Annotated in this window: 23 protein-coding genes and 1 tRNA gene; 16 read left to right on the top strand and 8 right to left on the bottom strand. The window is 51.2% G+C overall.

Going from position 1 to position 25,966, the window contains the following annotated elements:
• Positions 1–60: 60 nt before the first annotated feature.
• On the bottom strand, positions 61–1,119 hold the full coding sequence (gene zapE / locus ACR3EJ_RS19965; protein ID WP_170545912.1) for a cell division protein ZapE: 1,059 nt from the start codon (positions 1,117–1,119) through the stop codon (positions 61–63).
• Between the two features lie 147 nt (positions 1,120–1,266).
• On the opposite strand from zapE, the gene ACR3EJ_RS19960 reads away from it, so the two are divergent.
• Positions 1,267–2,508: an MFS transporter gene (locus ACR3EJ_RS19960; protein WP_480423425.1), complete on the top strand. Its 1,242-nt coding sequence runs from the start codon at positions 1,267–1,269 to the stop codon at positions 2,506–2,508.
• A 1-nt stretch (position 2,509) separates the two neighbouring features.
• Here the strand turns inward: ACR3EJ_RS19960 and ACR3EJ_RS19955 are convergent, their stop codons facing one another.
• From ACR3EJ_RS19955 to ACR3EJ_RS19935, 5 genes are all read right to left on the bottom strand, one after another.
• Positions 2,510–3,130: an HAD family hydrolase gene (locus tag ACR3EJ_RS19955; protein ID WP_170545906.1), complete on the bottom strand. Its 621-nt coding sequence runs from the start codon at positions 3,128–3,130 to the stop codon at positions 2,510–2,512.
• Between the two features lie 142 nt (positions 3,131–3,272).
• Entirely contained in the window at positions 3,273–3,728 is a 456-nt protein-coding gene (locus ACR3EJ_RS19950) for a YaiI/YqxD family protein (RefSeq protein ID WP_170545903.1), read from the bottom strand.
• Complete coding sequence (sthA, locus tag ACR3EJ_RS19945; RefSeq protein WP_170545899.1) at positions 3,725–5,185, bottom strand: Si-specific NAD(P)(+) transhydrogenase; 1,461 nt, start codon at positions 5,183–5,185, stop codon at positions 3,725–3,727. Before sthA ends, ACR3EJ_RS19950 begins: the two co-directional genes overlap by 4 nt.
• Positions 5,186–5,188: 3 nt before the next feature.
• Positions 5,189–6,022, bottom strand: a complete 834-nt coding sequence (fghA, locus tag ACR3EJ_RS19940; RefSeq protein ID WP_170545896.1) for an S-formylglutathione hydrolase — start codon at positions 6,020–6,022, stop codon at positions 5,189–5,191.
• Between the two features lie 103 nt (positions 6,023–6,125).
• Entirely contained in the window at positions 6,126–7,055 is a 930-nt protein-coding gene (locus ACR3EJ_RS19935; RefSeq protein ID WP_170545892.1) for an AEC family transporter, read from the bottom strand.
• A 161-nt stretch (positions 7,056–7,216) separates the two neighbouring features.
• Here ACR3EJ_RS19935 and ACR3EJ_RS19930 point away from each other — a divergent pair, with 161 nt between their 5' ends.
• From ACR3EJ_RS19930 to ACR3EJ_RS19905, 6 genes are all read left to right on the top strand, one after another.
• A complete protein-coding gene (locus tag ACR3EJ_RS19930; protein WP_170545889.1) occupies positions 7,217–7,834 on the top strand; it encodes a TetR/AcrR family transcriptional regulator in 618 nt (205 codons plus the stop codon).
• 235 nt (positions 7,835–8,069) lie between these two features.
• Positions 8,070–9,254: a site-specific integrase gene (locus tag ACR3EJ_RS19925; protein WP_170545886.1), complete on the top strand. Its 1,185-nt coding sequence runs from the start codon at positions 8,070–8,072 to the stop codon at positions 9,252–9,254.
• Positions 9,254–10,270: a hypothetical protein gene (locus tag ACR3EJ_RS19920; protein ID WP_170545884.1), complete on the top strand. Its 1,017-nt coding sequence runs from the start codon at positions 9,254–9,256 to the stop codon at positions 10,268–10,270. Before ACR3EJ_RS19925 ends, ACR3EJ_RS19920 begins: the two co-directional genes overlap by 1 nt.
• Before the next feature lie 166 nt (positions 10,271–10,436).
• A complete protein-coding gene (locus ACR3EJ_RS19915) occupies positions 10,437–10,619 on the top strand; it encodes an AlpA family phage regulatory protein (protein ID WP_170545880.1) in 183 nt (60 codons plus the stop codon).
• Complete coding sequence (locus ACR3EJ_RS19910) at positions 10,619–10,810, top strand: hypothetical protein (protein ID WP_170703405.1); 192 nt, start codon at positions 10,619–10,621, stop codon at positions 10,808–10,810. Before ACR3EJ_RS19915 ends, ACR3EJ_RS19910 begins: the two co-directional genes overlap by 1 nt.
• Positions 10,803–11,144: a hypothetical protein gene (locus ACR3EJ_RS19905; protein ID WP_170544213.1), complete on the top strand. Its 342-nt coding sequence runs from the start codon at positions 10,803–10,805 to the stop codon at positions 11,142–11,144. Before ACR3EJ_RS19910 ends, ACR3EJ_RS19905 begins: the two co-directional genes overlap by 8 nt.
• A 450-nt stretch (positions 11,145–11,594) precedes the next feature.
• Here ACR3EJ_RS19905 and ACR3EJ_RS19900 read toward each other — a convergent pair whose 3' ends face one another.
• Entirely contained in the window at positions 11,595–14,732 is a 3,138-nt protein-coding gene (locus tag ACR3EJ_RS19900) for a CHAT domain-containing protein (protein ID WP_170544211.1), read from the bottom strand.
• A 69-nt stretch (positions 14,733–14,801) separates the two neighbouring features.
• On the opposite strand from ACR3EJ_RS19900, the gene ACR3EJ_RS19895 reads away from it, so the two are divergent.
• The 7 genes from ACR3EJ_RS19895 to ACR3EJ_RS19865 all read left to right on the top strand — a co-directional run bounded on the left by ACR3EJ_RS19895 (position 14,802) and on the right by ACR3EJ_RS19865 (position 22,574).
• A complete protein-coding gene (locus tag ACR3EJ_RS19895) occupies positions 14,802–16,157 on the top strand; it encodes a tetratricopeptide repeat protein (RefSeq protein ID WP_170544209.1) in 1,356 nt (451 codons plus the stop codon).
• A 23-nt stretch (positions 16,158–16,180) separates the two neighbouring features.
• A complete protein-coding gene (locus ACR3EJ_RS19890; protein WP_170703406.1) occupies positions 16,181–19,486 on the top strand; it encodes a FecR domain-containing protein in 3,306 nt (1,101 codons plus the stop codon).
• A gap of 46 nt (positions 19,487–19,532) precedes the next feature.
• A complete protein-coding gene (locus ACR3EJ_RS19885) occupies positions 19,533–20,390 on the top strand; it encodes a LysM peptidoglycan-binding domain-containing protein (protein ID WP_170544205.1) in 858 nt (285 codons plus the stop codon).
• 175 nt (positions 20,391–20,565) lie between these two features.
• The gene (locus tag ACR3EJ_RS19880; RefSeq protein WP_480423422.1) at positions 20,566–21,264 is read left to right on the top strand and encodes a hypothetical protein; all 699 of its coding nucleotides are present in this window, start codon (positions 20,566–20,568) and stop codon (positions 21,262–21,264) included.
• 54 nt (positions 21,265–21,318) lie between these two features.
• The gene (locus ACR3EJ_RS19875; RefSeq protein ID WP_480423420.1) at positions 21,319–21,516 is read left to right on the top strand and encodes a MerR family transcriptional regulator; all 198 of its coding nucleotides are present in this window, start codon (positions 21,319–21,321) and stop codon (positions 21,514–21,516) included.
• Positions 21,482–21,838, top strand: a complete 357-nt coding sequence (locus tag ACR3EJ_RS19870; RefSeq protein ID WP_480423418.1) for a hypothetical protein — start codon at positions 21,482–21,484, stop codon at positions 21,836–21,838. Before ACR3EJ_RS19875 ends, ACR3EJ_RS19870 begins: the two co-directional genes overlap by 35 nt.
• A 319-nt stretch (positions 21,839–22,157) precedes the next feature.
• Positions 22,158–22,574, top strand: coding sequence for a GNAT family N-acetyltransferase (locus tag ACR3EJ_RS19865; protein ID WP_480423416.1), 417 nt, complete (start codon positions 22,158–22,160; stop codon positions 22,572–22,574).
• 124 nt (positions 22,575–22,698) lie between these two features.
• Here the strand turns inward: ACR3EJ_RS19865 and ACR3EJ_RS19860 are convergent.
• A tRNA-Leu gene (locus ACR3EJ_RS19860) sits at positions 22,699–22,783 on the bottom strand.
• Between the two features lie 765 nt (positions 22,784–23,548).
• Here ACR3EJ_RS19860 and ACR3EJ_RS19855 point away from each other — a divergent pair.
• Together ACR3EJ_RS19855 and ACR3EJ_RS19850 are read left to right on the top strand one after the other, a co-directional pair.
• The gene (locus tag ACR3EJ_RS19855) at positions 23,549–23,962 is read left to right on the top strand and encodes a hypothetical protein (RefSeq protein ID WP_170474967.1); all 414 of its coding nucleotides are present in this window, start codon (positions 23,549–23,551) and stop codon (positions 23,960–23,962) included.
• Positions 23,963–23,964: 2 nt separating this feature from the next.
• Positions 23,965–25,965, top strand: a complete 2,001-nt coding sequence (locus ACR3EJ_RS19850; RefSeq protein ID WP_170544202.1) for a dynamin family protein — start codon at positions 23,965–23,967, stop codon at positions 25,963–25,965.
• The last annotated feature ends 1 nt before the right edge of the window (position 25,966 follow it).

Raw genomic sequence — 25,966 nt, 5'->3', positions numbered from 1 at the left:
TACTCAGTCAAAAATACTCCGGGGAACCCGCGCATTTAGCTTGGGCGGGGGCGAGGTACCCTATTTCCCCCAATCCTTATCCTGCATCTCACGCAGCCGTGACGCTGTACGTTCGAACTCGAATGTACCTTCCCCTTCGACATACAGCATCTCGGGCTCAGCAGCGGCAGAACAGATTAGCCGGACTTTTCCCTCATACAGAGCGTCAATCAGGGTCACGAAGCGCTTGGCCTCGTTAAAATTGTTGCGTGACAATCGCGGGATGTCTTCCAACACCAGCACCTTCAGCGCTTCTGCTATTGCCAAATAGTCACCGGGGCCCAGCATCCGTCCGCAAAGATCATAAAACGATGCTCGCGCCACTCCGTTTCGGAAGGCGGGGAGAACAACTTCGCGTCCCTTGACCTGCAAAGCCAAAGGCTCCGCCGGCCCACCTGACAAATCATTCCACACAGCACGAATCTTCTCTCGCGCCTCGGGTCCGATAGGTGTGAAATAGACCGGAGAACCTTCAAGCCGGTTCTGCCTGTAGTCGGTGGGTGAAACCAGCTCCCATACTTCCAGTTGTTCTTTGATGTGCTGGATGAAAGGCAGAAACAGTTGCCGGTTCAGCCCATCCTTGTACAGATCATCCGGATGGCGGTTTGATGTCGTGACAACAACAACCCCACCATTATGAAGCAAATCAAACAGCCGTCCGACGATCATTGCATCTGTGATATCGGTGATCTGCATCTCATCAAAAGCCAGAACACGCACAGACTTGACCACGGCATCGGCGACCGGCACCAGCGCATCTTCGACACCGTCTTCACGTGCCTTGTGCAAGCCTGCGTGAATTTCCTGCATGAATGCGTGGAAATGGACCCGACGAACCGGGATATCGCCCAGTGTATCAACAAACATGTCCATCAGCATTGACTTGCCGCGCCCGACGCCACCCCAAAGATACAAGCCTTTGGGCGGCGGAGGGGCCTTGCGAAAAAAACTACGCTTAACCGGTTCAGCTAGTGCCGCCCGAATGCGATCAAACCGGGGTAACACCGCTTCCTGGGCGTCATCCCGTGTCAGAGAACCATCGGCGATGCGATCTTCGTAGAGCGAAGTTAAATCCGTCATGTCTTGAGCCATACCGCCCGGTTCACGTATTGAAAAGAAACCTTTTTCCCGACACATCAATTTTGCTGAACTGGCGTCGCAAAACTCCAGAATTGACGTGTGTGGTCGCGCCGCTAACGTCTTTACGAACCACTCCCTGGAGGCCCAATGCCGCAATCTACCCGCCTGATGAATCCGATCCTGATCGTCGGTTGCATCGTCATTACCGTCGGATTTGCGGTTCGCGCTTCTTTTGGCGTGTTTCAAATCCCAATAGCAGATGAGTTCGGCTGGCTGCGTAGCGACTTTTCTATGGCCATAGCGATTCAGAACCTTGCCTGGGGAATCGGTCAGCCGATCTTTGGTGCTATCGCGGAAAAGATCGGTGATCGGCGCGCCATTGTTCTGGGTGCTTTGACCTATGCGGCGGGAATGGTGCTGACGGCTTGGTCAGTGACACCATTTGAACATCAAATCTATGCGTGGCTTGTGGGCTTCGGGATTGCCGGTACAGGATTTGGCGTTGTGCTAGCGGTTGTTGGTCGTGCCTCATCCGACTCGAACCGGTCAATGTCACTGGCGATTGTCACGGCGGCGGGCAGCTTCGGGCAGGTTATCGGTGCTCCGACGGCCGAATGGTTGCTGACTTTTCTACCCTGGCAGCAGGTATTCCTTGTCTTTGCCGCAGCAATTCTCGCTTTGATCCTAACCTTGCCGTTTATGCGGGCGCCTCTACCGATCAGCAAAACTGAGCTCGAAGAAAGCATGGGGCAAATCCTTGCCAAAGCCTTCCGCGACCCTTCTTATTCACTGATTGCAATTGGTTTTTTCAGCTGTGGCTATCAACTGGGCTTTGTCACTGCGCATTTTCCCGCCTTTGTTACCGAGATGTGTGGCCCGATCCAGCCTGGGGGCCTGTTGTATTCAATGGGCATCACCGCGACATCGGCCCTGGGTGCAATAGCCATTTCGTTGATTGGGTTGGCCAATATCGTTGGAACGCTTCTGGCAGGTTGGGCGGGAAACCACTTTCCGAAGAAGTATTTGCTAGCTGCAGTGTATACTGGCCGTACGATTGCGGCAGGGGCTTTCATCGTGTTACCAATCACGCCCTTGTCGGTGATCGCGTTCTCACTGGTGATGGGATCGCTTTGGTTGGCAACAGTGCCGCTGACGTCTGGACTTGTCGCGCATCTTTATGGCCTGCGATACATGGGAACGCTCTACGGCATCGTATTCCTGAGTCATCAAATCGGTAGCTTCCTGGGCATCTGGCTGGGCGGACGCATGTACGATCAATTTGGTGATTACACCATGGTTTGGTGGATCGGAGTCGCCATCGGGGGCTTCAGCGCCATCATTCACCTGCCCATCCGGGAAAACCGCGAACCAGCTAGTGTGGCAGTCTGACCTAATTGGCCTCCTCCTTGGTCAACAGTCCCTCCGACACCAACCGATCCGCCCAACCTTTTGGGCCGATGAAGTGATGGGTCTGCCACCCTCGCGCCTTGGCCGTTTCGAGGTTTTCGATCCTGTCATCAGCAAACAAAAGAGCGGCGGGGTCGATGCCGCAATCGGCCTCTACCATCTCATAAATAGGGGTATGAGGCTTGACCGTTTTCATCCGGCCCGAGACATACTGGCGATCAAATTCGTTCAAAAACGGATAAACGGTGGTGGCATAGTCGAAGTTCTGAACCCCAAAATTGGTCAGCGCAAAAACAGGTATTTTCTTGGTGCGTAGCGCTCGCAACAGTCGTGCTGAATGCGGGATTTCAGGCGCGGCCAGTTCGATCCAGTTGTCGTGCCACATCCGAATTTCGTCTCGCCAATCCGGGTACTTGTCCGCCCACCTGTAAATCGTATCGGTGAAGTGATGGCCCTGATCCACCAGATCATTCATTCCATGCAGATCGACCTCGGCAAACATGGCACGCCGACGTTCCTCGCCGATCACGCGATCATAGTAGCGCTCGGGTTGCCATTCGATCAGTACGTTTCCGATGTCAAATATGACGGCTTCGATGGTCATACGGTAATCCCATACCTAATCAATTGCCGCCGACTGAACCAAGCACCGGACGAAGATGCAAGCACCATCCACAGCGCGGTACGCGTTGCCTGGCCCAACGGGACGTTGCGCATCTTTGGTGCGCCACGGACCGGCGTGAGCGCTACCCGCGCAATGCGGCGCGTATCTCTCGCTCAAGCACGTCAAGAAAACGCGATCGATCTGCTTTGCCGAATGGTTTGCCACCGCCGCCAGTTCCCAAAGGATTGGCAGCACGAAGATCCGCCATCAGATCGCGCATCGCCAGTTGCTGGCCGATATTGGCTGCCGTAAAGGCCTCACCGTTCGGGCGCAACGCACGAGCTTCGGCTTCAATGCACTTCGCGGCAAGCGGGATGTCTGACGTCACCACGATATCGCCTGCGCCGCAGCGCTCTGCGATCCACTTATCCGCCTCATCCGCACCGGCCGCGACAATCACCACCTGCACCAGCGGGTTGGCCGAGGGGCGCAGCCCACCATTGGAGACCAGGACCATTGGCACTTTGTGTCGGGTTGCGACGCGTTCGGCCTCGGCCTTCACAGGGCAAGCGTCGCCATCGATGTAAAGCGTCGTCACGCGTCTTTGGCCTTTGTCGACACTTTCGCCTTCGAGGTGGATTTGCGTACCTTGAACTCTTCGGGAATAGGCATCCGGTTAAAAGCGTCCAATCCCGCAATTTTGTAAGCTTCGGCCAAAGTCGGGTAGTTGAACGTATTTTGCACGAAGTAATCCACCGTGCCTTTCAGGTTCAGCACCGCCTGCGCAATATGGATTAGCTCTGTCGCCCCTTCACCTACAATCTGCACTCCCAATACGCGGCGGGTCTTGAGCGAGAACAGCATCTTCAGCATCCCATGTTCCAACCCCATGATATGCCCGCGCGAGGTTTCGCGGAACCGAGCCACGCCGACCTCGTAGGGGATGCCACGTTCCTGCAGTTCTTCTTCAGACATGCCGCAAGTAGATATTTCGGGAACCGAGTAGATCCCATATGGATACCAAGGGCTTTCCGGCAAGGTCGGTGTCTCAAGCGCATGACAGGCGGCGACTCGCCCTTGCTGCAAAGACGTTGAGGCCAGCGAGGGATGCCCGATGACATCTCCGGTGGCATAGATATGAGGCACCGAGGTTTGATAACTCTTTCGGTCCACGCTGATCCGATTGCGATGGTCGGTTTCAATCCCAACAGAGTCTAGGTTCAGGGCCGAGGTTGCACCCATGCGCCCCGCGGCAAACAACAACATCTCAGCCCGGACATGGCGACCGTTGTCCAGTGTAATCTCGACATGACTGCCCGCATCTTCAATCTTTTCGACGGCCGATCCCAACCTCAGATCAACACCATTTTCACGAACTTGGTGTGTGAAGTCGTGGATGAGCGTCTTGTCGATGAAATCTAGAAATGTCTCGCGTGGTTCAATCAGCGTAACGCGAACATCCAGCGCCGAGAACATGGTCGCGTATTCAACACCGATCACACCGGCACCGATCACACAAAGCGAACGCGGTATTTCTTCCATCTCTAGGAAGTCATCTCCGTCGACGACGGTTTTACCGTTGAAGGGAACGTAATCGGGGCGATATGTTTTGGTGCCGGTCGCGATCAGGAATTTTGCAGCTGTCAAACGCGTTGTTTCGCCTGCGTCGGTTGCGACCTCAACCTCATGCGGTCCGATGAACTTGGCTAGCCCGCTCAGCGTTTCCACATGGTTTCGGTTAAATTGGTGTTCCAGCACGTCGACCTCGTGGTCGAGCGTCATGTGTAGCCGCGCCTTCAGATCTTCCGCACTGATCTGATCCTTAACCCGGTAGGAGCGCCCATAAAAACTGCGTTCACGCCAGCCTGACAGGTTCAGCACCGTTTCCCGTAAAGTTTTGGACGGGATTGTCCCAGTATGCACTGAAACGCCTCCCAAACGGTCTTTACGGTCAATCACCAGCACCCTGCGCTGCAGTTTTCCGGCCTGAATAGCCGCCGCGCGTCCCGAAGGACCTGAGCCAATGATGATCAGGTCATAATCATATTTGCTCATGCCTTATTCCCCATACAATGCTTCGGCGTGGAAGGTGATGTGGTCCTCCATGAAGGTGGACACGAAATAGTAGGAATGATCATATCCCGGCTGCAGACGATAGGTGGCTTGTTGGCGACGTTCGGCGATTGCCTGCGCCAATGCTTCTGGGCGCAACAGGTCCATGAATTGGTCATTTGCACCAGTATCGATCAGGATGGGACCGTTGAAGCCGGTGCTTTTCATCATCGCTGACGCGTCATGCTTAGCCCATGCCGCTTCATCATCGCCTAGATAGGCGCTGAGCTGCTTGCGACCCCAATCCGCCCCGATCGGGTTTGAAATCGGCGAGAAGGCTGAAACCGACCGATACCGCCCAGGCAGATTCATCGCCAGCGTCAATGCACCATGTCCGCCCATCGAATGCCCGGTGATTGCCTGGCGGTCGGCATCGATTGCAAAGCTCTTTACCAACAGCGCAGGTAGTTCCTCGGCAACATAGTTCCACATGTTGAAGTGAGGGGCCCAAGGTTTTTGAGTGGCATTGACGTAGAATCCCGCGCCCTGACCAAGGTCATAGTCTTCATGATCCGCGACCCCATCTCCGCGAGGTGACGTATCGGGGAACACTAGAGCAATACCTTGTTCTGCCGCCCAGCCTTGCGCTCCGGCTTTGGTCATTGCGTTTTCATGTGTGCAGGTTAGGCCTGATAGATACCACAAAATCGGAACCGGGCCGTCCTTTGCCTCGGCCGGAAGAAAAAGGCCAAATGTCATATCACATTTGCAAGCCGAGGAGGCATGGCGATAGACGCCTTGCACACCGCCAAAACAGGCATTCTCCGAAAGGGTTTCCATCGCTCTGATCCTTACGTTGTGTCGGCGTCATGGCTATCGCTCTGTCGCGTCCGCGTAAAGTGCGAGTGCTACCGGCGGGTGGATTATTAGAAAAGTTTGAAGATCAGAGGGTGCTGACCCAACCAATTACCAGCGGGACAGTCAGGATGCTGGCCAAAGTCGACAGTAAGATTGCTGCGGATGCGCGCTGTGGGGCCACTCTGTAATGCGCGGCCAGCATGTAGACATTGCCCGCAACGGGTAAAGACGCCGCCGCGATGGCGACCATGGCTGGAAAGGATGCAACCGGAATCAGCCAGATCACCATAAGTGCGACAAAAAAGGGATGCAGAACCAGTTTGCAAAAACTCAGCCAACCCGCAATCTGTATGCGTTCCGCCGATTTGTCGGCAAGTGACGCGCCAATGGCAAACAACGCACCCGGTGTCGCCGCACCCCCCAGGATTGTTAGAAAGTCGTTCAATGGGGCCGGGACGGACACATTGAATGCCGACCAGATCAACCCGGCAGAGATTGACAAGATCATTGGGTTTCTCAGCAAGCCAACCCCAATCAAGCGCACCGTCGCAAGACCGAGCCGGCCATCTCGACCACCGTTGATCAAAATTACGATCAAAGAGGAAAACACAACAAGATCAACGGTTAGAACCAGCATCACGGGTCCTATGGCCGCTTCAGAAAACAAGAGCGCCAGCATTGGCAAGCCCAGGAACCCCACATTGCCGATCGCGGCGCATTGAGCTTCAACGGCAGCCGTTGGAATATCCAATCCGCGCAGATAGGCGACGGCCGTCGCCAGTGTATAAACACCCGCCGTTCCAATCAGATACCCGATCACAAGACGACCATTGAAGATCTCGGCAAAGGGCAAGGTGGCTGCAAATCGAAACAGCATTGCAGACAAGGCGAAGAAAAATACGAATTTGGTCAGATAAGCAGTAGCCTCGGGCGGGAAAAATCGGCTGCGACCGGCGCAAAATCCCAGGCCGATGATTGCGAAGAAGGGCAATGTGCGCAGAAAGATCTCGACCATAGCTGTGTGTTAACATGATAGGCCGGGGTCGCAAGGGCGACGCGCGGCAGAAGCTACTCTTGACGGTTAAACGTTGTGACAAAACCGCGATCCAGTTGAATTGCGTTGAAACTGAACCGAACGGTTTATAGTGTTGTAGAATATCGCATTCAGGAGACATCATGACTCAAGCCGCCGCCATCCTGCGTACAGGCCGAAAATTCGATCAGGTTTTGCGCGGGGCGCGCGAGGTGTTCATGGCGGATGGGTTCGAAGGCGCGAGCGTTGATGACATTGCGCGATCAGCGGGCGTGTCGAAGGCCACTCTCTATAGCTACTTCCCCGACAAGCGTCTGTTGTTCACCGAAGTCGCCCAGACTGAGTGCCGGTTAATGTCCGAGCGTATCCTGTCAATGATTGACGAGACCAAACCTGCGCGCGAGGTGCTAACAATTGCAGCAACTCAGCTTACTGCATTTCTGGTTTCAGACTTTGCGCAGCAAGTCTTTCGCATTTGCGTCGCCGAGCGAGACAGATTCCCGGAACTCGGTAAGGCCTTTTTTGAAGCGGGCCCTCAGAATGGTCGGCGGCAGATGGCAGAGTATCTGACCAATGCGGTCGCAAAAGGAGAGTTGGCTGTCGAAGACGTCAATATTGCGGCCGAACAGTTTTCGGAGCTGTGTAAGGTAAGGCTATGGGGACGGGCCGCTTTTGGTATCCAAAACAGTTTCAGCCAAAGCGAGATTGACGAGGTTGCTATGCAGGCGGTCGATATGTTTATGGCACGCTACGGCGTTTGAGTTTGACGACCCAACGTCAGAGCAACGAATCGATTCTGTGAAGTTTTGTGGTGCGGGTGGAGGGAATTGAACAGGCCTTCTTCGATGTTCTTTTGTATTCCGGCACGTCCCCTCAACTCCGCAAATACCGATAAACGTTAATATTTATCGTTCCTGATTGTTCCGGTGTGCTCCGTGATATACAAGATATAGAAGTGGGACTGAAAGTTGGACTAATAGAAATGCCTATCCAGCCATGCGCCAAACAAACAAGCTGAGCGGAGCCAAGGTCAGAATTGCCGATGCCGGTAAGTATGGCGATGGTGGCGGGCTGTGGCTGCATAAGCGGGACACCAAACAAGGCAAGTGGGTGCTGTTGGTCACCGTGCACGGACGCCGTAGGGAAATGGGCCTCGGGGCTTATCCGGGCGTAACACTGAAAGAGGCGCGCGAAGAGGCCGAGAAATGGCGGGCCGTCGTTCGCAAGAACCTGGACCCGATAAAAGAGCGAGAGCGGGAGCGTAGACAGTTAGAGCGGAATATGAACCTGCTAAAAGACATTGCCCTTGATGCGTTTGATACCCGCAAGGCAGAGCTAAAGGGCGATGGTAAGGCAGGGCGGTGGTACTCGCCTTTAGAACTACATGTGCTTCCGAAACTCGGAAAGGTTCCAGTCGTTGACATTGACCAAATTGATATCCGGGACACGCTGGCCCCGATTTGGCACGAGAAGGCCGAAACCGCCAGCAAGGCAATGGATCGCCTGGGTATCTGTCTAAAGCATGCCGCCGCTCTTGGTTTGGACGTGGATCTGCAGGCCACCATGAAGGCACGGGCTCTCTTGGGGAAGCAACGCCATAAACCCAAGAACATACCTGCACTACCTTGGCCAGTTGTTCCAAACTTCTATTCCAGCCTGAACGATGGCACGACGACACATCTCGCATTGCGCTTGTTGATTCTAACCGCCGTACGCTCTGGGCCGGTTCGAAAAGCGCATAAGGATCAGTTTGAAGGTGACGTTTGGACGATCCCTGCCGAGATTATAAAGGGGCGCAGAGATGCCACCGAAGATTTCCGAGTTCCGCTAACAGATGCTGCGCTGGATGTGATTGAAGCAACGAAGAAGCAATCGCGCGACGGCTTCCTATTTCCAAGTGTCCGCAAGGGCGTAATCTCCGACGCAACAATGTCCCGCTTGATGGAGCGCAGGGAAATGGAGGCGCGGCCACATGGGTTCCGTTCCAGTTTCCGGGATTGGGTCGCAGAAACAACAAACACACCGCATGAGGTTGCTGAAACCTGTTTGGGGCATGTTGTGGGGGGCACCGTTGAGCGCGCGTACCGACGGACGGATCATCTGGACCAGCGCCGGTTACTCATGCAGCGGTGGTCAGATTTCGTGATGGGAAAGCAAGCAGATATTATGAGGATTGGTTGATGAGGCTGTTTGTTGAAGCAGAGGTGCCCGAGATATGTTACGTCACCGAAGCAGCTAATTGGGTGGCGTTGGGGCGCGTACCAGCATTTCAAATGGTCGATAAGAGAGTTCGCCCAGGCGAATACGAACATGTCGATTATCGCCTCGGAGAAGATTCTGAGTGGAACGGGGAGGTGGGAGACTATGATGACTATATATCTGAGTCTGAATTTCGAGCCTTTGGAATTGATATAGACTACAACCGCTACATCAATGGAATCTATGGCACATGCGGCGTTCCTGGCGATGAACACCTTCGAAACCACATCCTTAGAACCAAGGAGTTGGAACGCATGAACGATAATAAGGCCATCAACCCAGACTATGAGAAGATTCGTGAATCCCAGTTGGCACAGGCCAAAACGGAAGCACGAGAATATGATTGGGCTGCATCGCAGGAGGAGCCTTTTGACGCTGCAATAGACAGAGCCCGCGCGTTGGTATTTGATGCGTTGGCATCTGGTAGGCTTTCTGCGAGAGGTTGGCTTGCATATTCGGACCTTGAGAAGGCGCAGAACGACGGTGAAGGGCCTAACGGAGGGCGGGGAGGAAGGCTCGTCGATATCTCACCCGAAAAATGGACTTTGAGACATCTTGACTGGGAGGAAGTCACATTAAAATCCGGTGCTCAGGAGTTCAGGGGGCCCCTGGTAAGTGTTAGCAAGTTGTTTGAGTTGTTTCCGTCGCCGATTGGGGTGGCGGTTGAGATAACTGGGTTACTCTCAGCCGGAAGCATAATTTTGGAAGGCACTTCTGCTTCAATGCCGCGAAAAAATACGCGATTGGGACGCCCCCCAAAAGGAAGCGGTTTGGTGCGCACAGCAATCCAAAATGAGTTCTCTGCAAGAAAGAACCGGTGCGAATTGGCAGATAAACAAGAGGCCAATATTCACGCCGCCATCGAATGGGCGGAATATATACTTGAAGAAAAAGTAAGCAGATCCTCAGTGCAGCGATGGCTTGCTAATGTCACATAACTGACGCCTAAAATAGTCTGCCCAAAAGTAGTGCCCAAAATGGATATGGTTTTGCCGTTCAATTGTGGGCCGATGACACAGAGTATTGGGCTTTCATATCTTTGAAAAACAACAATAAGGACGCCACCCTTCCTGCATGTTCCACACCATGCAGGAGGCAACCGAGATGTTGGAGAAACATTACCGGCGCACCGAAGTTGAAGAAATCACCGGCCTGAGCCGAAGCACTATCTACGACATGATGAACCGGGGAGAGTTTCCCCGCCCGGTCAGGTTGACCGCGAAAGCTGTTGGCTGGCCAGAAAGCTTGATTCGTGGGTGGCTAGAGAACCGTCCGGAGGTCATCTGATGAAAAACCCCAACTCCAAGCGCGGAGATGGGGCTTTTCCAGTGACATCAACTGCCACCCTAGCAAGTTCAGTTGATGCCACAGGATGCCCCGCGCCGACAAGACAAAACGAGCGCCGGTACTACTGGTCGCCTTTGAGCCATTCGGTCGAACGGGTGATCGTACGGAAAGGACGGATCGAGCATGGTTGATATGTCCTGTTCCAAATCGCGCAATCAAAACTATGAAAGCGGGCTGGAAGACGGCCCCCTTTCCCAGACCGATCATCGAGAAACCGCTGAGAACTACCGGGGCGAGCTCTTTCGCCATGGTGTTTACCGCGTCGCAGTTTGTCGGGACGGTATCCAATGGTTGTTTCAGCGTCAGAGACCGCAATTTCCGGCCGGGGGAGCGGCCTGCGACACGCTCGGGTATTGTGCGTCCAAATCAGGCCTAACCCGGCTCGTCCGGGCGTATATCGGCTGCGATATTCCCGAACTGGACGCGCTGCCCGAGCATTTCCAACGGAGGTGTCGCGATGAGTAGGCGCCGGTCTCCCAAAGGCAAATGCGCAAGACGATCAATGAACTTATCCGCGCCAACAAAAAACTGAATAAGCGGATCATTTAGGTTTTTGCAAACCATCTACGTTCGAATTCAAAAAGAACTGCCATCCGGCGTTTTCAGTCGGCCGGCGAAACGTGAATTACGACACTGTTCATGGAAGCTTCGAATTTGATTGAACTTGAGCCACCGGGGGATTCAAGCGTCTCTCAAACAGAATAGATCAGAGATGTTTAACGCTCGTCTTCGGCGGGCCTACATCGAACAGGGCAAAGGCAACGGAAAATCGCCCATGGTCGGGGCAAACCCCTATCGCCGAGTATTCGTATTCATTGCCAAGCGATTGCCATTTGGAGTCCAAACATTTCATACCCACGGCTGTTGGAACGCACAAATCGAATATTAGTCAAACCGTCATTCAAATGAATGCGATTAGTAGTTACCGACTATGGAAAACGGTGCCCAAATGGCGGGGTGCCCTAACGCTTTCAAATCTTCCCGCGTCGACACTTCAATCATTGCCTCTTTCATCGCCTCATCGGGTGCTAGACCATTGGAAATGCCTTCAAAAAAACTCGGCATTAACAAAAGAGGTGAAACGGTGGAAATTGTCCAATGGCTTACCACCAAAGACTGAGCGCCTGCTTCAAAAAAACCTTGTGCCAATCCAGACAAACCCGGAGCCCCAAATTGTCCTGAGGCGGATGCTGTGTTGCATGCTGATAGCACGACGATCTTGGCTGCGATCTGCTTTTGAGCAATTTCGCTCGCTGTTAAAAATCCGTCATCAATGCCGGAGGTTTCTGCAGGAGAGCTGAGTACTAGTGCAGGCTCTCGCAAGTTGCCAAACTGACCAGAGACAATTGCGTGTGTTGCAAAAACGAGAACGTCACCTTTGATCTCGTGTAATTTAAAAACCTCTTCTGACGCATCTTTCCCGGTGTAATATGTAGCGGAAGAACCCGGCAAAGATCTGGATATTAAATCCAACTCGCGCTCTGTTTCCGGCAATGGCTCAAAGTAGTTTACAGTGCTGCCTAACCGCAACGCTTTGGGATTGATTTCAATATCGCGGCTGAGATCCCCGGTGTCTAAAGAACGGTTTGAAAACCAGGGGTTCGCAAATCCTGTTATACTTTTGAGTTCAACATCATTGGATGGATTTAACTTGGAAAACAGGAGGTTCTCGACTGAAGTATAGACTGTAATCGAATGCGTTAGTCCCAAGAAACGCGCATCTGCATTTTCGGGTGTTTTTCCGATCGGTGCGACACTCCTAGTCGCGACTGCGAGAGAAATCTGTTGCGCTGGACCTTGTGGGACAACAAGCAGTTTTTTCTTTTTTTGAAGTACTCTGTCAAAAGGCTCAAATAAAACATTGTACAGTCGGGTGGAGGATTCAAAGTCAAAAGGTGGCGGTGTGGAGCGACCTTCAAGGTCCATATTTTCCCTGAGCTTTCTTACAAGTTGGTCGACTTGCTCGATGTTAGCGTTTGTTGATTCAACAAAAACCTCATCCTTTGTTACAAGGAAAATAAATGTGCCGCCTTCAAACGAAAAGTTCGTCCAGAGAGCTTCATCTTGATCCAGCAGCGTTTGAATTGCATTTAAAGTGATGACGGATGGCGACAAGTAAGCCACGAGATCAGGACTTGTATACAAAATCTGACTGTCAATATCCTGAATATGTAGTTTGATTTGATCGAGAACCTTTTGTTTTTGTTGATCCGGTTGAATTGTTAGGGCGCGGATCTGAGCTGATGCAGCTTGCCGCTCTGCGAACAGTTCTGCTAACTTCGGATCCTTAGCTTTGAAGTGCCGTAGAAACCCATTAGTTGCAGTTGCAGTCTCATTCAGAAGAGTGAGTTGAGCGGCTTCAAACATTTCTTCGTTGTTCGCGAAGCCTTTTCGTTGATATTCGTTCAACACCGTGAGAGTGTTGCCTATTTGAAGATCGATAGATGATGAAGAAAACTGTCGAGCGTAGGTAGTCGATTTTGCAACTTCCTTTATTCTTTGTTTGATTCCAGCAATATTAATGCGCGACAAGTGCACAGCTTTCTCAATATCCCCAATATCGTTTCTAGAATAATAAATTTCGCTCAATAGCCGTCTAATTTCACCAGACTTTTCAACACTTTCGCCTGCCCCAAACTCCTTATAGTCTTGAAGCACTTCCAAAAAAACACTTTCAGCTTCCTCAAACATTCCATCGTACATATAAGCTTTTCCAAGGCTCACCTTAGTTGGTGCAAGATCAGGTTTGGAAAATCTTCCCTCAACCGCAAACATTTGAGAATCGCGTAATAGGGATTTGGCTTCTTCTAGTTCTCTGACTTCAACCAGCAAAGACCCCAAATTGGTCAATGCAAACATGTTTTCTATAGCCTCTTCACCGAAGATAATTGGCGCTTCAGGGATCAATTTGCGTGCTAGAGTTAAGGCTTCTGCCTTCCTGTTGTTGGAACTTAATGCCCTTGTAAGTTCCAATTTTGTATAAAATCTTGCGCGCCGGCTTCGCGAGTTTTTTTCGGTAAAAACAGATGCAGCGACCTCGAATCCCTTTATGGAGTTTTCGATATCTCCGATCAGCCCAAGAAACATGGCCCGCCGATGGAGCGTTTGTCCAACCAGTGTCTCGTTTTTGCGCAAACTCTCCTCGGCTATCAACATTGCGTGCTCGTTATTCGCGTACGCCTCCTGTAACAGTCCTATCTGAAAATAGGCTTCCGACAGGTTGTATCGGGCTGAAGCCAAAAGAGCGGTTTGGCTCTCGTCCAATTCTTCCAGAAGAGCCGTTAGCTTATCCAAAGATTCCTGAACGTTGCCAAGTTGAAGATCTATTCTAGCGTTGATAAGGGCAAAATGCGGGTCGCTTCTATCGACTTGTTCAAGAGCATCAATTGAAGTCCGGGCTTGTTTTGGCAGTCGCAAAGTAAGGTATGCTTGACCCAGAATCGTTGCGACTTGCGTCGCCTGCGATTTGCTGAGATGCTCTAACGGCTCAACTGCAGCTACAGCTTTTTTCCAGCTTCCAAGCTCTAGGCTGGTTCCCGCAAATCGAATCCGTGAATGAGTAATGAGTGAGTCAATTTCTAGCTTTTCTGCAAGAACAACAGCCCGATGGAACCTGCCGTTTGCCTTTTCGCTCTCTCCTAAAAGGCTCAAAGCCTCAGCAGAGTTGAGGATGACAGCGACCAAAAGCTCATTTTCTGAAGCATTTCTAATTAAAATGTTTTCAGCGCGTAGAACATCTTCAAGAGCTTCGTGGGATAGACCAGCATCGCGCTTTAAGACGCTGATCTCGTTTAGCAAAAATGCGTGGTTATAAGTTTCTCGCTCATTTGACTTCGGAATTTTCGTCAGCAATTCTTCGAGAAGTTTGATTGCTTCGGCTGGTTTTCCAGAATTGCCTAGATCGCGCGCTTCGCTGAGCAAATTTATCAAATCGATTTGCTTTGTTTGTGCGTTTCCAGGCGCAGTTATTCCTAAGAAAAACGCAAAGAGAACAGCCGTTAAGGCGCTCGAGGAGCGCAAAAGTAGCTGGCAGATTGACTCAACACACTTCATTCGTAAACTATAGCAAAATATTGTTCTAAGTTTATTGCAAAGGTTTTCGGCTACAGGGATTGGTAAGTTTTGGTTACATTGTTGTTTGGTGGGTATCCTTTCTTCCTTAGTACAATTCGGGTAATTTTGGTTGCTGTTTGTATTCTGAGCGCTACCAGTTGGACGGTTTCGGCGCAATCAAGTCAAATACCTTCAGAGTATTTGTCAGCGTTAGACAGAGTTAAACGAAACCCTTCAGATCCAGAGGCATCGTTTCGTTTAGCGCAAATTGCTGCTCAAACAGGTGACTTCCAAACTGCGATTTCTGCATTTGAAAGGATACTTCTGCTTAACCCGGCACTTGCGAACATCAAGCTCGAACTTGGTGTCCTATATCTACGACAGGGCGCTACCAAGCTTGCTGAGAATTATATAAGCGAAGCACTGAAATCACCTGATGCGCCGCCCGCAGTGAGAGCGAGAGCGGAAGAACTTCTAGCCATCGCTGAACGATCAAATTCCAGGTGGCGATTAACCGGTCGTGCTGCTGCCGGTGTGATCGTGGACTCAAATGCGAACGCGGGTCCGGACAACGGAACCCAAGTCAGGGGTTTCGTCGTTCTGCCGGAGTTTACGGACCAGTCCGACGTATCTGCATTTGTTGGTCTAACTGGCAAGTTGAAGTACGATCTGGGTCTTCAAGCAGGTCACCTGCTCGCTTTGGACGTAAATCTGTTTGCCCGAGGTTACCGTGATCAAACTCAGTTGAATCTGTCTCGCGGGGGGATCGCATTCGGGACCGATCTCAATTTGACAAGAGCGTTAAGCTTTCCCGCCGAATTAGCGCTGAGATATTCCACGAGTTCGCTGCGTCGCGATGATGAAAGGTATGTTAGTGAAGACGGTTGGGTCGCTAGGTTTCGTGCCGTTCCAAATGCGCAGAATAGTTTCGAGGTAACTGCGTTTACTTTCGATCAAGATTATCACGCGACTACGTTAGATCCGTCAAACGACAATCGCGATGGTCGAAGAAACGGGTTCTCTCTTCGTTATTCGAGACTACTGACGGAAAAGACAGGGCTAAACCTCGTATTTGCTTACGCTGACAAGTCTGCAGAAGAAGGTTTCGAAGCGTATAGTGACAGCGGTTTCTTTGTGGAAGTACTTCGAGAAATTCCACCTTTGCTAGGAAAAGCCGAAGATCCCTGGAAGATTTCTGCGGCTGTAGGTTACGGACAGCGTAAGTACGACGAGCCCGACCTCGCTATCGATGATGATACATCACAAAAAGACGAAAGGGTTGTCTTAAGGACGTCTATGTTCGTTCCGCTGACAGACAGCGTAGAGCTTCAGCTCGAACTGGGTCATTTCGACCAAAACTCAAACTATTCGGTGGATAAATTTGACAATACGTACCTGGCATTTTCGGTAACCAAGTCATTTTAAGTTTGAATGTGGGAGGGAAGAACATGAAGTTTTCATTGACAAAATTTGCGATACTCCTCGCCGGAACATTGGCGCTAACGACAAGTGATTTTGCAGTTAGTGCAGCAACATCCGACCAGCGTATGAAACAGTTTGTCCTCGGCTCTTCTCAATCTCGAACGGTGGAGACAGGCGAAAACGAGACCGCTGAAATAATTTTGGTGGACGGCACATCGGTCGTCATTGCGCCTGGCAGTCTTGTCACCGTGATCACATCGAAAGATCAACCGATTGCTATTCGCGTTGAGCGAGGGACTTTAAGAGTTACTGGGGGTTTGTTGAACCGAACGCAGAATATCTCAATCATGACGCCTCATGCGCTTCTCTCTCTCAAGTCTGGATCTGCGTTTATTCAAGTGGGCCCGGAAAGTACGCGCACACATTTGCTGAATGGCAAAGAAATATTGGTGTCGAGCGGCGGGCGCAGCCAAACGATCTATCGCACCGGATTTCAGATTGTCGCTAGCAATGGGCGAACCACTGCTCCAAGACGCATGAGCACTCAAGACATTGTAAACGATCTGAACTCACTTAGTCGGGGGCTGCAGACCGGGACATTACCCAGACTGGGTTCAACACGGGTTGGTTCTTCGGCGCTGCCAAGTGAACAATTAACTGAGGATATATCGGTCGCGGACGAAAATGTTCAGATTGCTGAGGCCGTCGAAGAGATCTCTCGCTTGGATAATGCTGTCGGCTTCGATTCAAGCCCCAATGATTTGGGAAGTTCTGGATCTGAGTCTAATGGCCAAGGTTCTTCAGGTTCATCGCCCTCTTCGGAGCCTATTGATTTTTCATTTGATCTTGCTGGCGGAGGCTTTTCACCATCGCTTGGTGAAACTTCGACGCCGATTACGGAGAACCAGACCACGACCTCTGAAGCCAATACAAGAATTCGCCAAGACCATTTGTCGCTTCCGGTGCGCAGATATGCCGGCCCAATTACGAATAGAATTTTCCCGACGAATACACTATCTTTGGCGGTCGACGATTTAGAGCCACTAACGGCGTTGACGGCTGGAGGAGACCCAGAAGGTGTCGTATACTACTATGGGTTTGCCAGTTTTGACGAAGGCGCCGATGGTCTGACGGACAGAAGCAACAACTTTGGCAGAAATGGAGGGCTTGTACGATTTCCAAGGTTTTCTGAAGGCTTACTTCGATCTGGTTCATTTCATTTTGTAGGACCACTTTTTACGAATATCCCAACAATTGAAAACCTTGTGCGGGCTGACACGACATTCGGAACTGCTACTAGGCAGCCGATTTCCGATGAGGGGATCATTTGGCATTCCAGTAAAGGGGTCGGACTTCTAGGGTTTAATTATGGAACCGACTTTTTGGACGGTGCGCAAGAACCAAGGACTGAACGGCCACAAGGCGACAACTTCATATTCTTGGATATGGAAGTGCTTGCATCCTACAACTGGGCTGCAACAAGTTGCGGAGCAAATTGCTCATCCCGCTTTCAGTCGGAACGAGATCGTTTATTGGGTGAGCTTGGTCAATCAGAGGTTTATGAAGAACGGTACTATGAAACTACTGTCGGTTCGGAAACCGGGGCTACCGGCGCATTCTTGATTCGAGATCCAGATGAAACCAGAAGGTTCATATTTGCCGCCGGCGACTTGGATGGCGTGATACAGAATCCCGTACCTGGTACCAGTTTGGATCGTTTCCACCTTTCTGCAGGTATGGCCGGACCTATCACAAACGGCTTGTCAGATTTGAACCCTGGAATGTTCCTTGGTGGGGATGATCGTGCGTTCTTTCGCGGAGAAACTTGGAGCGAGCTTGACGATGACTTTTTAGCGAGTTCGCTTTCATTGGACACGTCACAACTCACTCAAAGCGATCTGTATATCATTAATCCGTCGGGCAACATTATCAACTTGGACGGCTCAACGACTCCAGAAACGTCCAAATTGCTCTACGCAGATTTTGGTTTAGCGAATAGTTCAGATGGGCGCCAAGTCTCGACAATCTCCGCAACTATTGGGGAAGTTCGGTATCGATTTCGGGATGACCTATTCGCCGGTCAAGGTTTCGAGAACGAGCAGATGGTAGATGCCATCATTACTGCTCAGGCAGTTGGTTCTTCGCGTGGATTAACGTCCAGCGGCGCTTCCGAAAGCCCTGTGCTACTAAGCTCATTTTACTCTAGCTCCGCCACTGGTGGCGGTAATCCCAATATTTCTACAGGATCAGAACCAACGCCGGGGCGGTTGGGATTCTTCGTGTTGGAGAATGCTGGAGAGATTTACGATGATGTTGAAGGAACTGACCAGGTTCTGGCGGGAGGGGTAGAGAGCCCATTAGGAGAAAACCGACCTTCGGTCCAGTACGCTGCATTAAGATTAGGTGTTGCGACGGGGACCGACGCATTGCCCAGCAACAGAACCGGCTTTGGGGTCGCTCTTAATGACACCATTGGATATGCGGTAGGCCTTGTTGATGTGGAAACTCCTGGAGGCTCGACAATCCGACCAATGGGAAACCCAGATTTGCTTCCGGATACCTTTTCGGCACCCAATTTACGCTTTTCCAACTTCGACGCCGCCTCGAATAGCTTCCAAGTTTCAATCGACGACTTGACGTTAGGAGGCGAAGGTGGAGCGAGTGCATATGTCAGCGACACTGAATTTGGGGCTCGCAGTACTGATGATGCGAGTGATGCCGCGTTAATATCTGGTGGTCTTGTAGCTGAAGGCATCGGTGACTCTTTTTCATCGACCACGGATGGATATGAGCATGTGAAGTGGGGGTTCTTTTTTGGTGATATCGACACAGGATTGGGCTCTGAGAGCAGAGAACATGCCCATATGGGAACTTTCGCCGCGGGGAACCGGCTGACAACAACAGAAACTGGACTCATAAACGAATCGGTTAGACAGGCCATGGAGAATGGCCTTCCCACAACTGTTCAATACTCTGGTCATGCCATCGGAAATGTTGTGATGGGTGGGATCGTCTCAACCCAGACTGGGACATTTTCTGACACCTTTGACTTTGGGTCCCGCACAGGCCGAGCAGAATTGTCAATCGGTGGAGCGACCGTGGCAGGGAATAGTTCGTTAGTCGGAGGCGGTTTCGACAACTACACGAGCTCTGTAACTGGAAGTGGTGGGATATCCGGTGAGTTGAATGGAAGCTTTATTGGCGGCGCTGTCGAAAAGACTACCGTTGGTGGCGGTTCGCTAACTGTTCCCGGCGGGCTCGTCGGAGGATTCGCCTTAAGTGATGGGGAAAGCGGCGGTTTTCGTGCCGTTGGGTCTTTCGCGGGCGAGTAAAACGAAGATCGGGAGTGTATTCTTTATTCTTTTTGGGGGGTCAACTATGTCTAAACGAGTTCGTATCCATGTGGTCAAAAAGGGCGAGACATTAGATAAAATTGCTCGAATGTATGGTTTTAGATCGCACAAAGATATCTACAATTCAGGGATTAACACAAAGTTTCGAAAGGAAAATCCTAACCCGGCACTCATCATCCCCGGTAGCAAACTTTTAATCCCCAGTCATCTTGATACTTCGCAAGGCATTAAGTCCAAAAAGGCATTAATTTCGCGCTACGAACGTAGGATAGCGGCTTATGAGAAGATTTGCTCGGATATCGAAAAGACCAGAGATGCACAGGTACGAGAAATTAGCGCCGCTCTGCAGAAAGCAAAAAAGACGGGTGATGCTGTCGATTTAGCCGCAACACTAATCAACCTTACTCGTGAAATTTATAAAGTGGGATCGAAGGCTTCTGTCGCAATGAAAAAGAGTGGAGACGAACTCGCCAAGGCTAACAAAGAATTTTATAAACAAATGATGGACTTTCGTAAGGACTACCTTGAGGACGCGGTCGTCAAGCCAGTACTTAAACCAATCGCAGAAAAACTGAAATCGTCTAACTCTGCTGCTGAGCAGCTTGGCGCGGCCTATTTCCAAGCCTGGGTTGACTACACTAGTCCGTCTTTCTGGGCGAAAACCTATGTTAAACTGAGTGAATCCCGAATAATTCGAGATATAGCAAAGGGCAAGTTTGAAGACGCTTGGGCAGCTTGGTCTCGGGCCGTAACATGGGATCCTGCAAAAGACCTGCAAGTGCAGACTAGCAAGCTTAAGAAAAGCTCAGAAGTACAATTGAAGAAGTTTCGAGCCATAATTAGTGATGATAAAAAGCTCTTGAAGCAAATTGTGTCACTCTAAAGTATTCCGTTAGAATCAATCTCGGTGCAATTCTTAACGATCCTTTGAATTTCGCCGCAGTGCAGCGTTTTCGATGATAGCCATTTACCAACAGGTGTGTGTCTGAACAAGAGGTGTTTGTATGGCCGTGGTATGCAGAAGATCAAAAGTTTTCCGTCGAATGATAGGCTGAATCATGGATAGAAACGCTACCGTAGAATACAGACAGAAGCAAAACTTGAAAGAGTTCAACAATTGGCTTTCAAAGTATAGCAAAGTGATCATGCCAATCCCGAATCGAGGGGCAATTTATGCGGGATTAGGAAAAACAAACCTCATGAAAATGAAGAAAGGGCTGCAAGCGCAGCCTGAAACAATCCCGATGTGGAAAATCATTGAGAAGGTCGAAAAAGACGCGCGCGAATATACGGGTTATGTGACCATCGATACGATTAACGATGTTCTAAAGCGCATAAAATCCCCGATTCCAAAGCTCGTGGAAGCCACTGGAGCAAATGCTGGGCACCCTAAAAAGTACTCTGACATGCTGTCCTGTGTAAACGCTCTCGCCAGCGACGATTGGGAACTTTTGCCTAAAGTTAACCGTCGAAAGGTTTGGAATATGGTTTCCGCGAAGTACGCGGAGAACCTTTCGGGTGACGTGCAAATTTGGGAAGGCGTGTCTAAGAGGCTTCGGCTGCTGGAGAAGTACAAGGTCATGCTGCAAGATGAATTGAAGAAAGTTCATAAGAACCCCAATGTATCTCCAAAGACCCGCAAAGCGGTTGAGGGGCTGATTAAGAAATACGAGAAGCACTATGGCGAACTGGGTGCAGAAGCCAAGTCGAAAGACACCAACCTAAAAAGGAGTCTTAAGGCGGCTATGCGAAAGTAAGGTATAAACTCAAAGTTGAGACGAAGCCGAGTCTATTTCCCAGAAGACCCTGAGATGAAATTGCTGGGAAACCGCGAGAAGCTGGCTCAATGGCGCCACCGCATGTGTGGCCCGGCCTTTATCCGCATCGGTCGGCGGATCGCCTATCACGGCGCCGATCTGAACGCCTGGCTGGCGGCCCGGCGCACGGCGGTTCTTTCAATCGCCCGAAATGAAGATGGTCGACCTGTCATTTGCAGGCCGCCAAGGTGATCGGCACATCGTTCACCAGGCGATCGCTGAAGCGCAGGTCGGCGCGCCAATCAGGCTCTCCAGTGTCGGAGATCGCTGGCAGATCGAGGATCTTCAAGGGCGGGCCCTCGGGCGGATGGCAAAAGCATTCGCTCCCCCGATGGGCACGAAATTTGTCACTGGCGAGATCGCGGCCATCATAAATTGGCGTAAGGAGGATGCGGATGATCGTTTTCATCACCTGATGAAACGCGCCAATTGGGAAGTAGTGGCGCCTGAACTGATATTCGAAGAGGTCAAAGAGGTTGAAACGGTCTTCGGAGAGCATCAGGACGGCAAGTAAAGTCGGTCAAGCCGTCGTTCGCTGCGCTTGCATTAAAGGACTGCTCGGGGCGTTATCACACATCCCGAAAAACTGACTTATCGGCAACTTTGTCCGCGAAGCAATCGTTTGTAAGGGTTGCGGCGAACGGCTGCTCCGAGTCCAAAGCAGACATAGCCTGAAGCTTAAAATGAGTGGCATTAAGACAATCCGCGTCTGAGAAAACATGACACCGCACTTGGTAGATATCCCAATTCTCGAAACAGAGCGGCTACGCCTTCGCGTACCGCTGGCGTCTGATTTCGAGCCATTCGCCGAGTTCCGAATGTCTTAACGGGCTGTGACGGTTGGCGGTCCTTTCACTCGCTCAGAGGTCTATGCTCAATTCGGTGAACTGTTTGGCCATTGGGTTCTCCGTGGATTTGGTCGTTGGATCGTAGCAGACCGCTTATCTGATGAGCCTTTTGGGGTGGTAGGGTTGTGGTTTCCCGAAGGTTGGCCTGAGCCTGAAGTTGCTTGGTCAGTCTTCGAAGGCGGCGAGGGTAAGGGCATCGCCTTCGAAGCCTCGCTTGCGGCTCGCGAATTTGCGTATTCAACTATCGGCTGGACGACCGCAATCAGCTTGATCGTCGATAACAATCCCCGATCTTTTGCCCTGGTAAAACGCTTGGGCGCTAAATTTGAGGCGCCTTTCCATCACCCTGTGCTTGGAGCGATGCAAATCTGGCGTCATCCCGGTCCAGAAAGCTTGCCATAGCTCTCCGAGTTCGCAGACCAGAGATTCGCGCATTCCATCACAAAACCAAAGTTGGCCTGTTAGTGGGGCTAACAGCAGAGAAAATCATATAACCCTTTGTAATTGAATAATTATTGGTATTTTTTGGTGCGGGTGGAGGGACTTGAACCCCCACGCCTTGCGGCGCCAGAACCTAAATCTGGTGCGTCTACCAATTTCGCCACACCCGCAACCCGATGCCAAAGCATCGCGACGAGGCGCTCAATAGCAAAGCTTTTGAGGGAGCGCGAGAGGTAAAGTGTGACAATACACAAGATTATTATCGCCATACGAGAAACAATAAGACGTCGAATTGCACTTCATCCAAACTCCTGAGAATCGAGTGCAAGTCCGAAGTGGCAATCCGTCGAAAAGGAAATGTCTTTGAAGGGCGGGTTTGTTTAGATCAAAGTGCAGAGATTTTCTGTTCGTTGAGATGTCAGAGTAGGCTCAATCTTGACATTATTATTGTTTCCAAAAAGTGAACTTGTGGACCTTTTTTGATCGTAAGCGTGTTGCACCTATAAGTTGAGCTCACCACGAGGCTTGTGGGCGAAGGGTCGCCAGAGTGATATTTTGGGTGTTGTGTGAGTAGCCTGAAGGAAATTTAAGCAAAGTTACACCTAGTGAAGGGGATCGATTAATTTTGTTAAAAAACAAATAAATATAAGATATATTGAGACTCAATTCTGATCCAGCGCACCAGATTAGAGTTGTCAGTATTGGAATCGGTCACGGGTCCAGTTGGTGCGTGCATTTTAGGCATTCTCTTATAGGTTGAGGTATTTATGAGGTCCATCACCTTATTTGTGCCACATTTCAAACGCCAAAATATCCTATTCGCGTCAAAATAACACCGCGGAAATCGTAATTGATTGAACGCAGGAGTTAATGAGTCTTTTTGCCTTCTGGCACCGTGCGAGTTTCTGCTCAACTCCAGAACAAGGGTCTCTGTCGTGACCAACCTGATCAAATCCGCTGCTTCCGAGCAGGACGTTGTAAGTCTTGCCCGAGAAAGTTTTATCGGCGAGCTAAAAACTCTGAACCGCCAGCATCCTGGCACTGGTTTCGGCGTTGCGCTCAAAACCCATTCGGGCAATCGCTATTTGCTGGCGAATGCCCGCATGCCTTTGCCGGCAAACAAATCAGAAGATTTTCCAACGGGGCGCCGTGTCGCCTGCCTGGAAAATGGGGAAGGCTTCAGTTCTATCGAAGTGCTTGCTGATTCCTTCGCATATGAATCAATTTCACCGCAAACCGAGGCTGTGATCCTCGGAAACGCATTGGACCTTATCGCGCGCATCGACACGCTTGCGAGCCTGCCGGACGGGGCAGGGGACCAATTTGCCGCAACCGGTACCGGAGGCTAACCATGGCGCGTAACGACCACCTTCTGTCTGTAGGAAACGAGGCTCTGTCCGAAATGACAGAGACCATGACTTCGTTGACGACGCAGATCGACCAGCTGACAGAGGTGGCGGATGCGCGTTCTTCCGCGCGGCTCGCTGCGCTCAAGACTAAAATGGAGAATTTTTCAGCCAGTGTCACAATGGTGGGGCAGGTAAAGGCCGGGAAATCATCCATTGTCAACATTCTAGCGGGGCGACCAAATCTACTACCCTCGGATGTGAACCCATGGACGTCTGTGGTGACCACCCTGAATATCAATACCCGGACTGAAGGGGGCACCAAGTCCAAGTTTACCTTTTTCGAGCAGGAAGAATGGGACAACCTGATGGTTGGCGGCGGTCGCCTGGGCGAACTCGCAAACCGTGCTGGTGCTGATGATGAGATGGATGACATCCGTCGTCAGATCGGGGAGATGAAGTCTAAGTCCGAGCAAAGGTTGGGCAAACACTTCGACCTGATCCTTGGCCAAAGTCACCAGTATGACTATTTCGATGATGAACTTGTCCAACGGTATGTCTGTCTTGGGGATGAGGATGACCCAGATATCGACCCAAAGACGGGCCGCTTTGCGGATGTGACAAAATCAGCAGAGCTGTTTATGGATATCCCGCAATATCCGATTTCGCTTAAGCTGTGCGATACGCCGGGCGTGAACGATACATTCATGGTGCGCGAACAGATCACTTTGCGCAGCCTGCGAGGGTCAGAGGTTTGCATAGTTGTATTGGCTGCAAGCCAGGCACTGACCACGATGGATATGGCGCTGATGCGTATTATCGCTCAGTTCGAAAACCGGCAGATCATTCTGTTTGTGAACCGGATTGATGAATTGTCTGACCCGGTCAATCAGGTCCCCGAGATTCGCGATCGCATCCAGGACACCCTGAAGCAGAACAACATTGACGCCAACACAAGCGTTGTCTTTGGCAGCGCCCTGTGGGCTGAGGCCGCTCTCACTGGAAACCCGGACATTCTGACAGAAGAATCGCGCGAGGCATTGAACACTTTCTACCTGGCTGCCGGTTTCGGCGATCAGGCGGCGTCACTCGACAAGATCTGGGCGCTTTCCGGCCTGCCCGATTTGTTGCTCGCGATGAATGAGCGTATCGCCGAAGGCGCTGGAACGCGGCTTTTGGATCGCGTCCGACATCGGGCGCGCAATATCGCCAGTCAGATTCGGGCGACAGCTGTTGCTAAGACCTTGTCAAACTCGGATGGAATTGTTCGGGATTTAGATGGTGCGTCGCCAGAAGACGCGATTGCGAAGGTTACAGCCGAATACGAAAAGCAAGCTTCCGAGCTGACAACCAAACTACGCGACAAGGTACTGGAGCGACTTGCCTCGGCAGAAGCGAATTTTGTCAAGCGCGCGACCGATTCTCTGATCTCACACCTTGAGCAAAATGGAGAGCAGGGTACATGGCAATATGACCCGGCCGGGCTACGAACTTTGCAGAAAGCCGCATATTTCAGCTTTGCCCGTTCGATGCGCAAGGAAGCCGGTGCGCTGTATTCGGCTGCTGCGGCGGATGTTGAGGCTCTGTACCAGAAACTATTGGGCAACCATTTGGGTGAATTCAATATCGAAGCTCCGATCGTGCCACGCGTGCCTCCGCCACTCGGGATTGGGCGCACTATTGCGCTGGACCTGCAAAGCACATGGTGGCGCCGATGGTGGCAACGCCGAAAGGGCTTTGAGGCCTATGCCGCAGACTACACGCGCTTGATCGCATCTGAGGCGAACTCGATCACCAAAGATATCGAGGAGAACCAGATTGCCGCCGTGCTGGAGAATGTACGTGCTACGCTGACCGACTTTATGGTCGAGCAGAAAGATACGTTGCTCAGCATCTCGCATTCACCTGACAGGGCTGCGGCACAGATCGCCGAGCAGAAGCCACAGAAATCGCGTGACGACATTCTTGGCGATATCCTGAAAGACCTTAGTAACGAAGCAGCATAAG

This window comes from Ruegeria sp. AB11, assembly GCF_056536325.1.
This window is presented reverse-complemented; position numbering and strand designations above follow the sequence as displayed.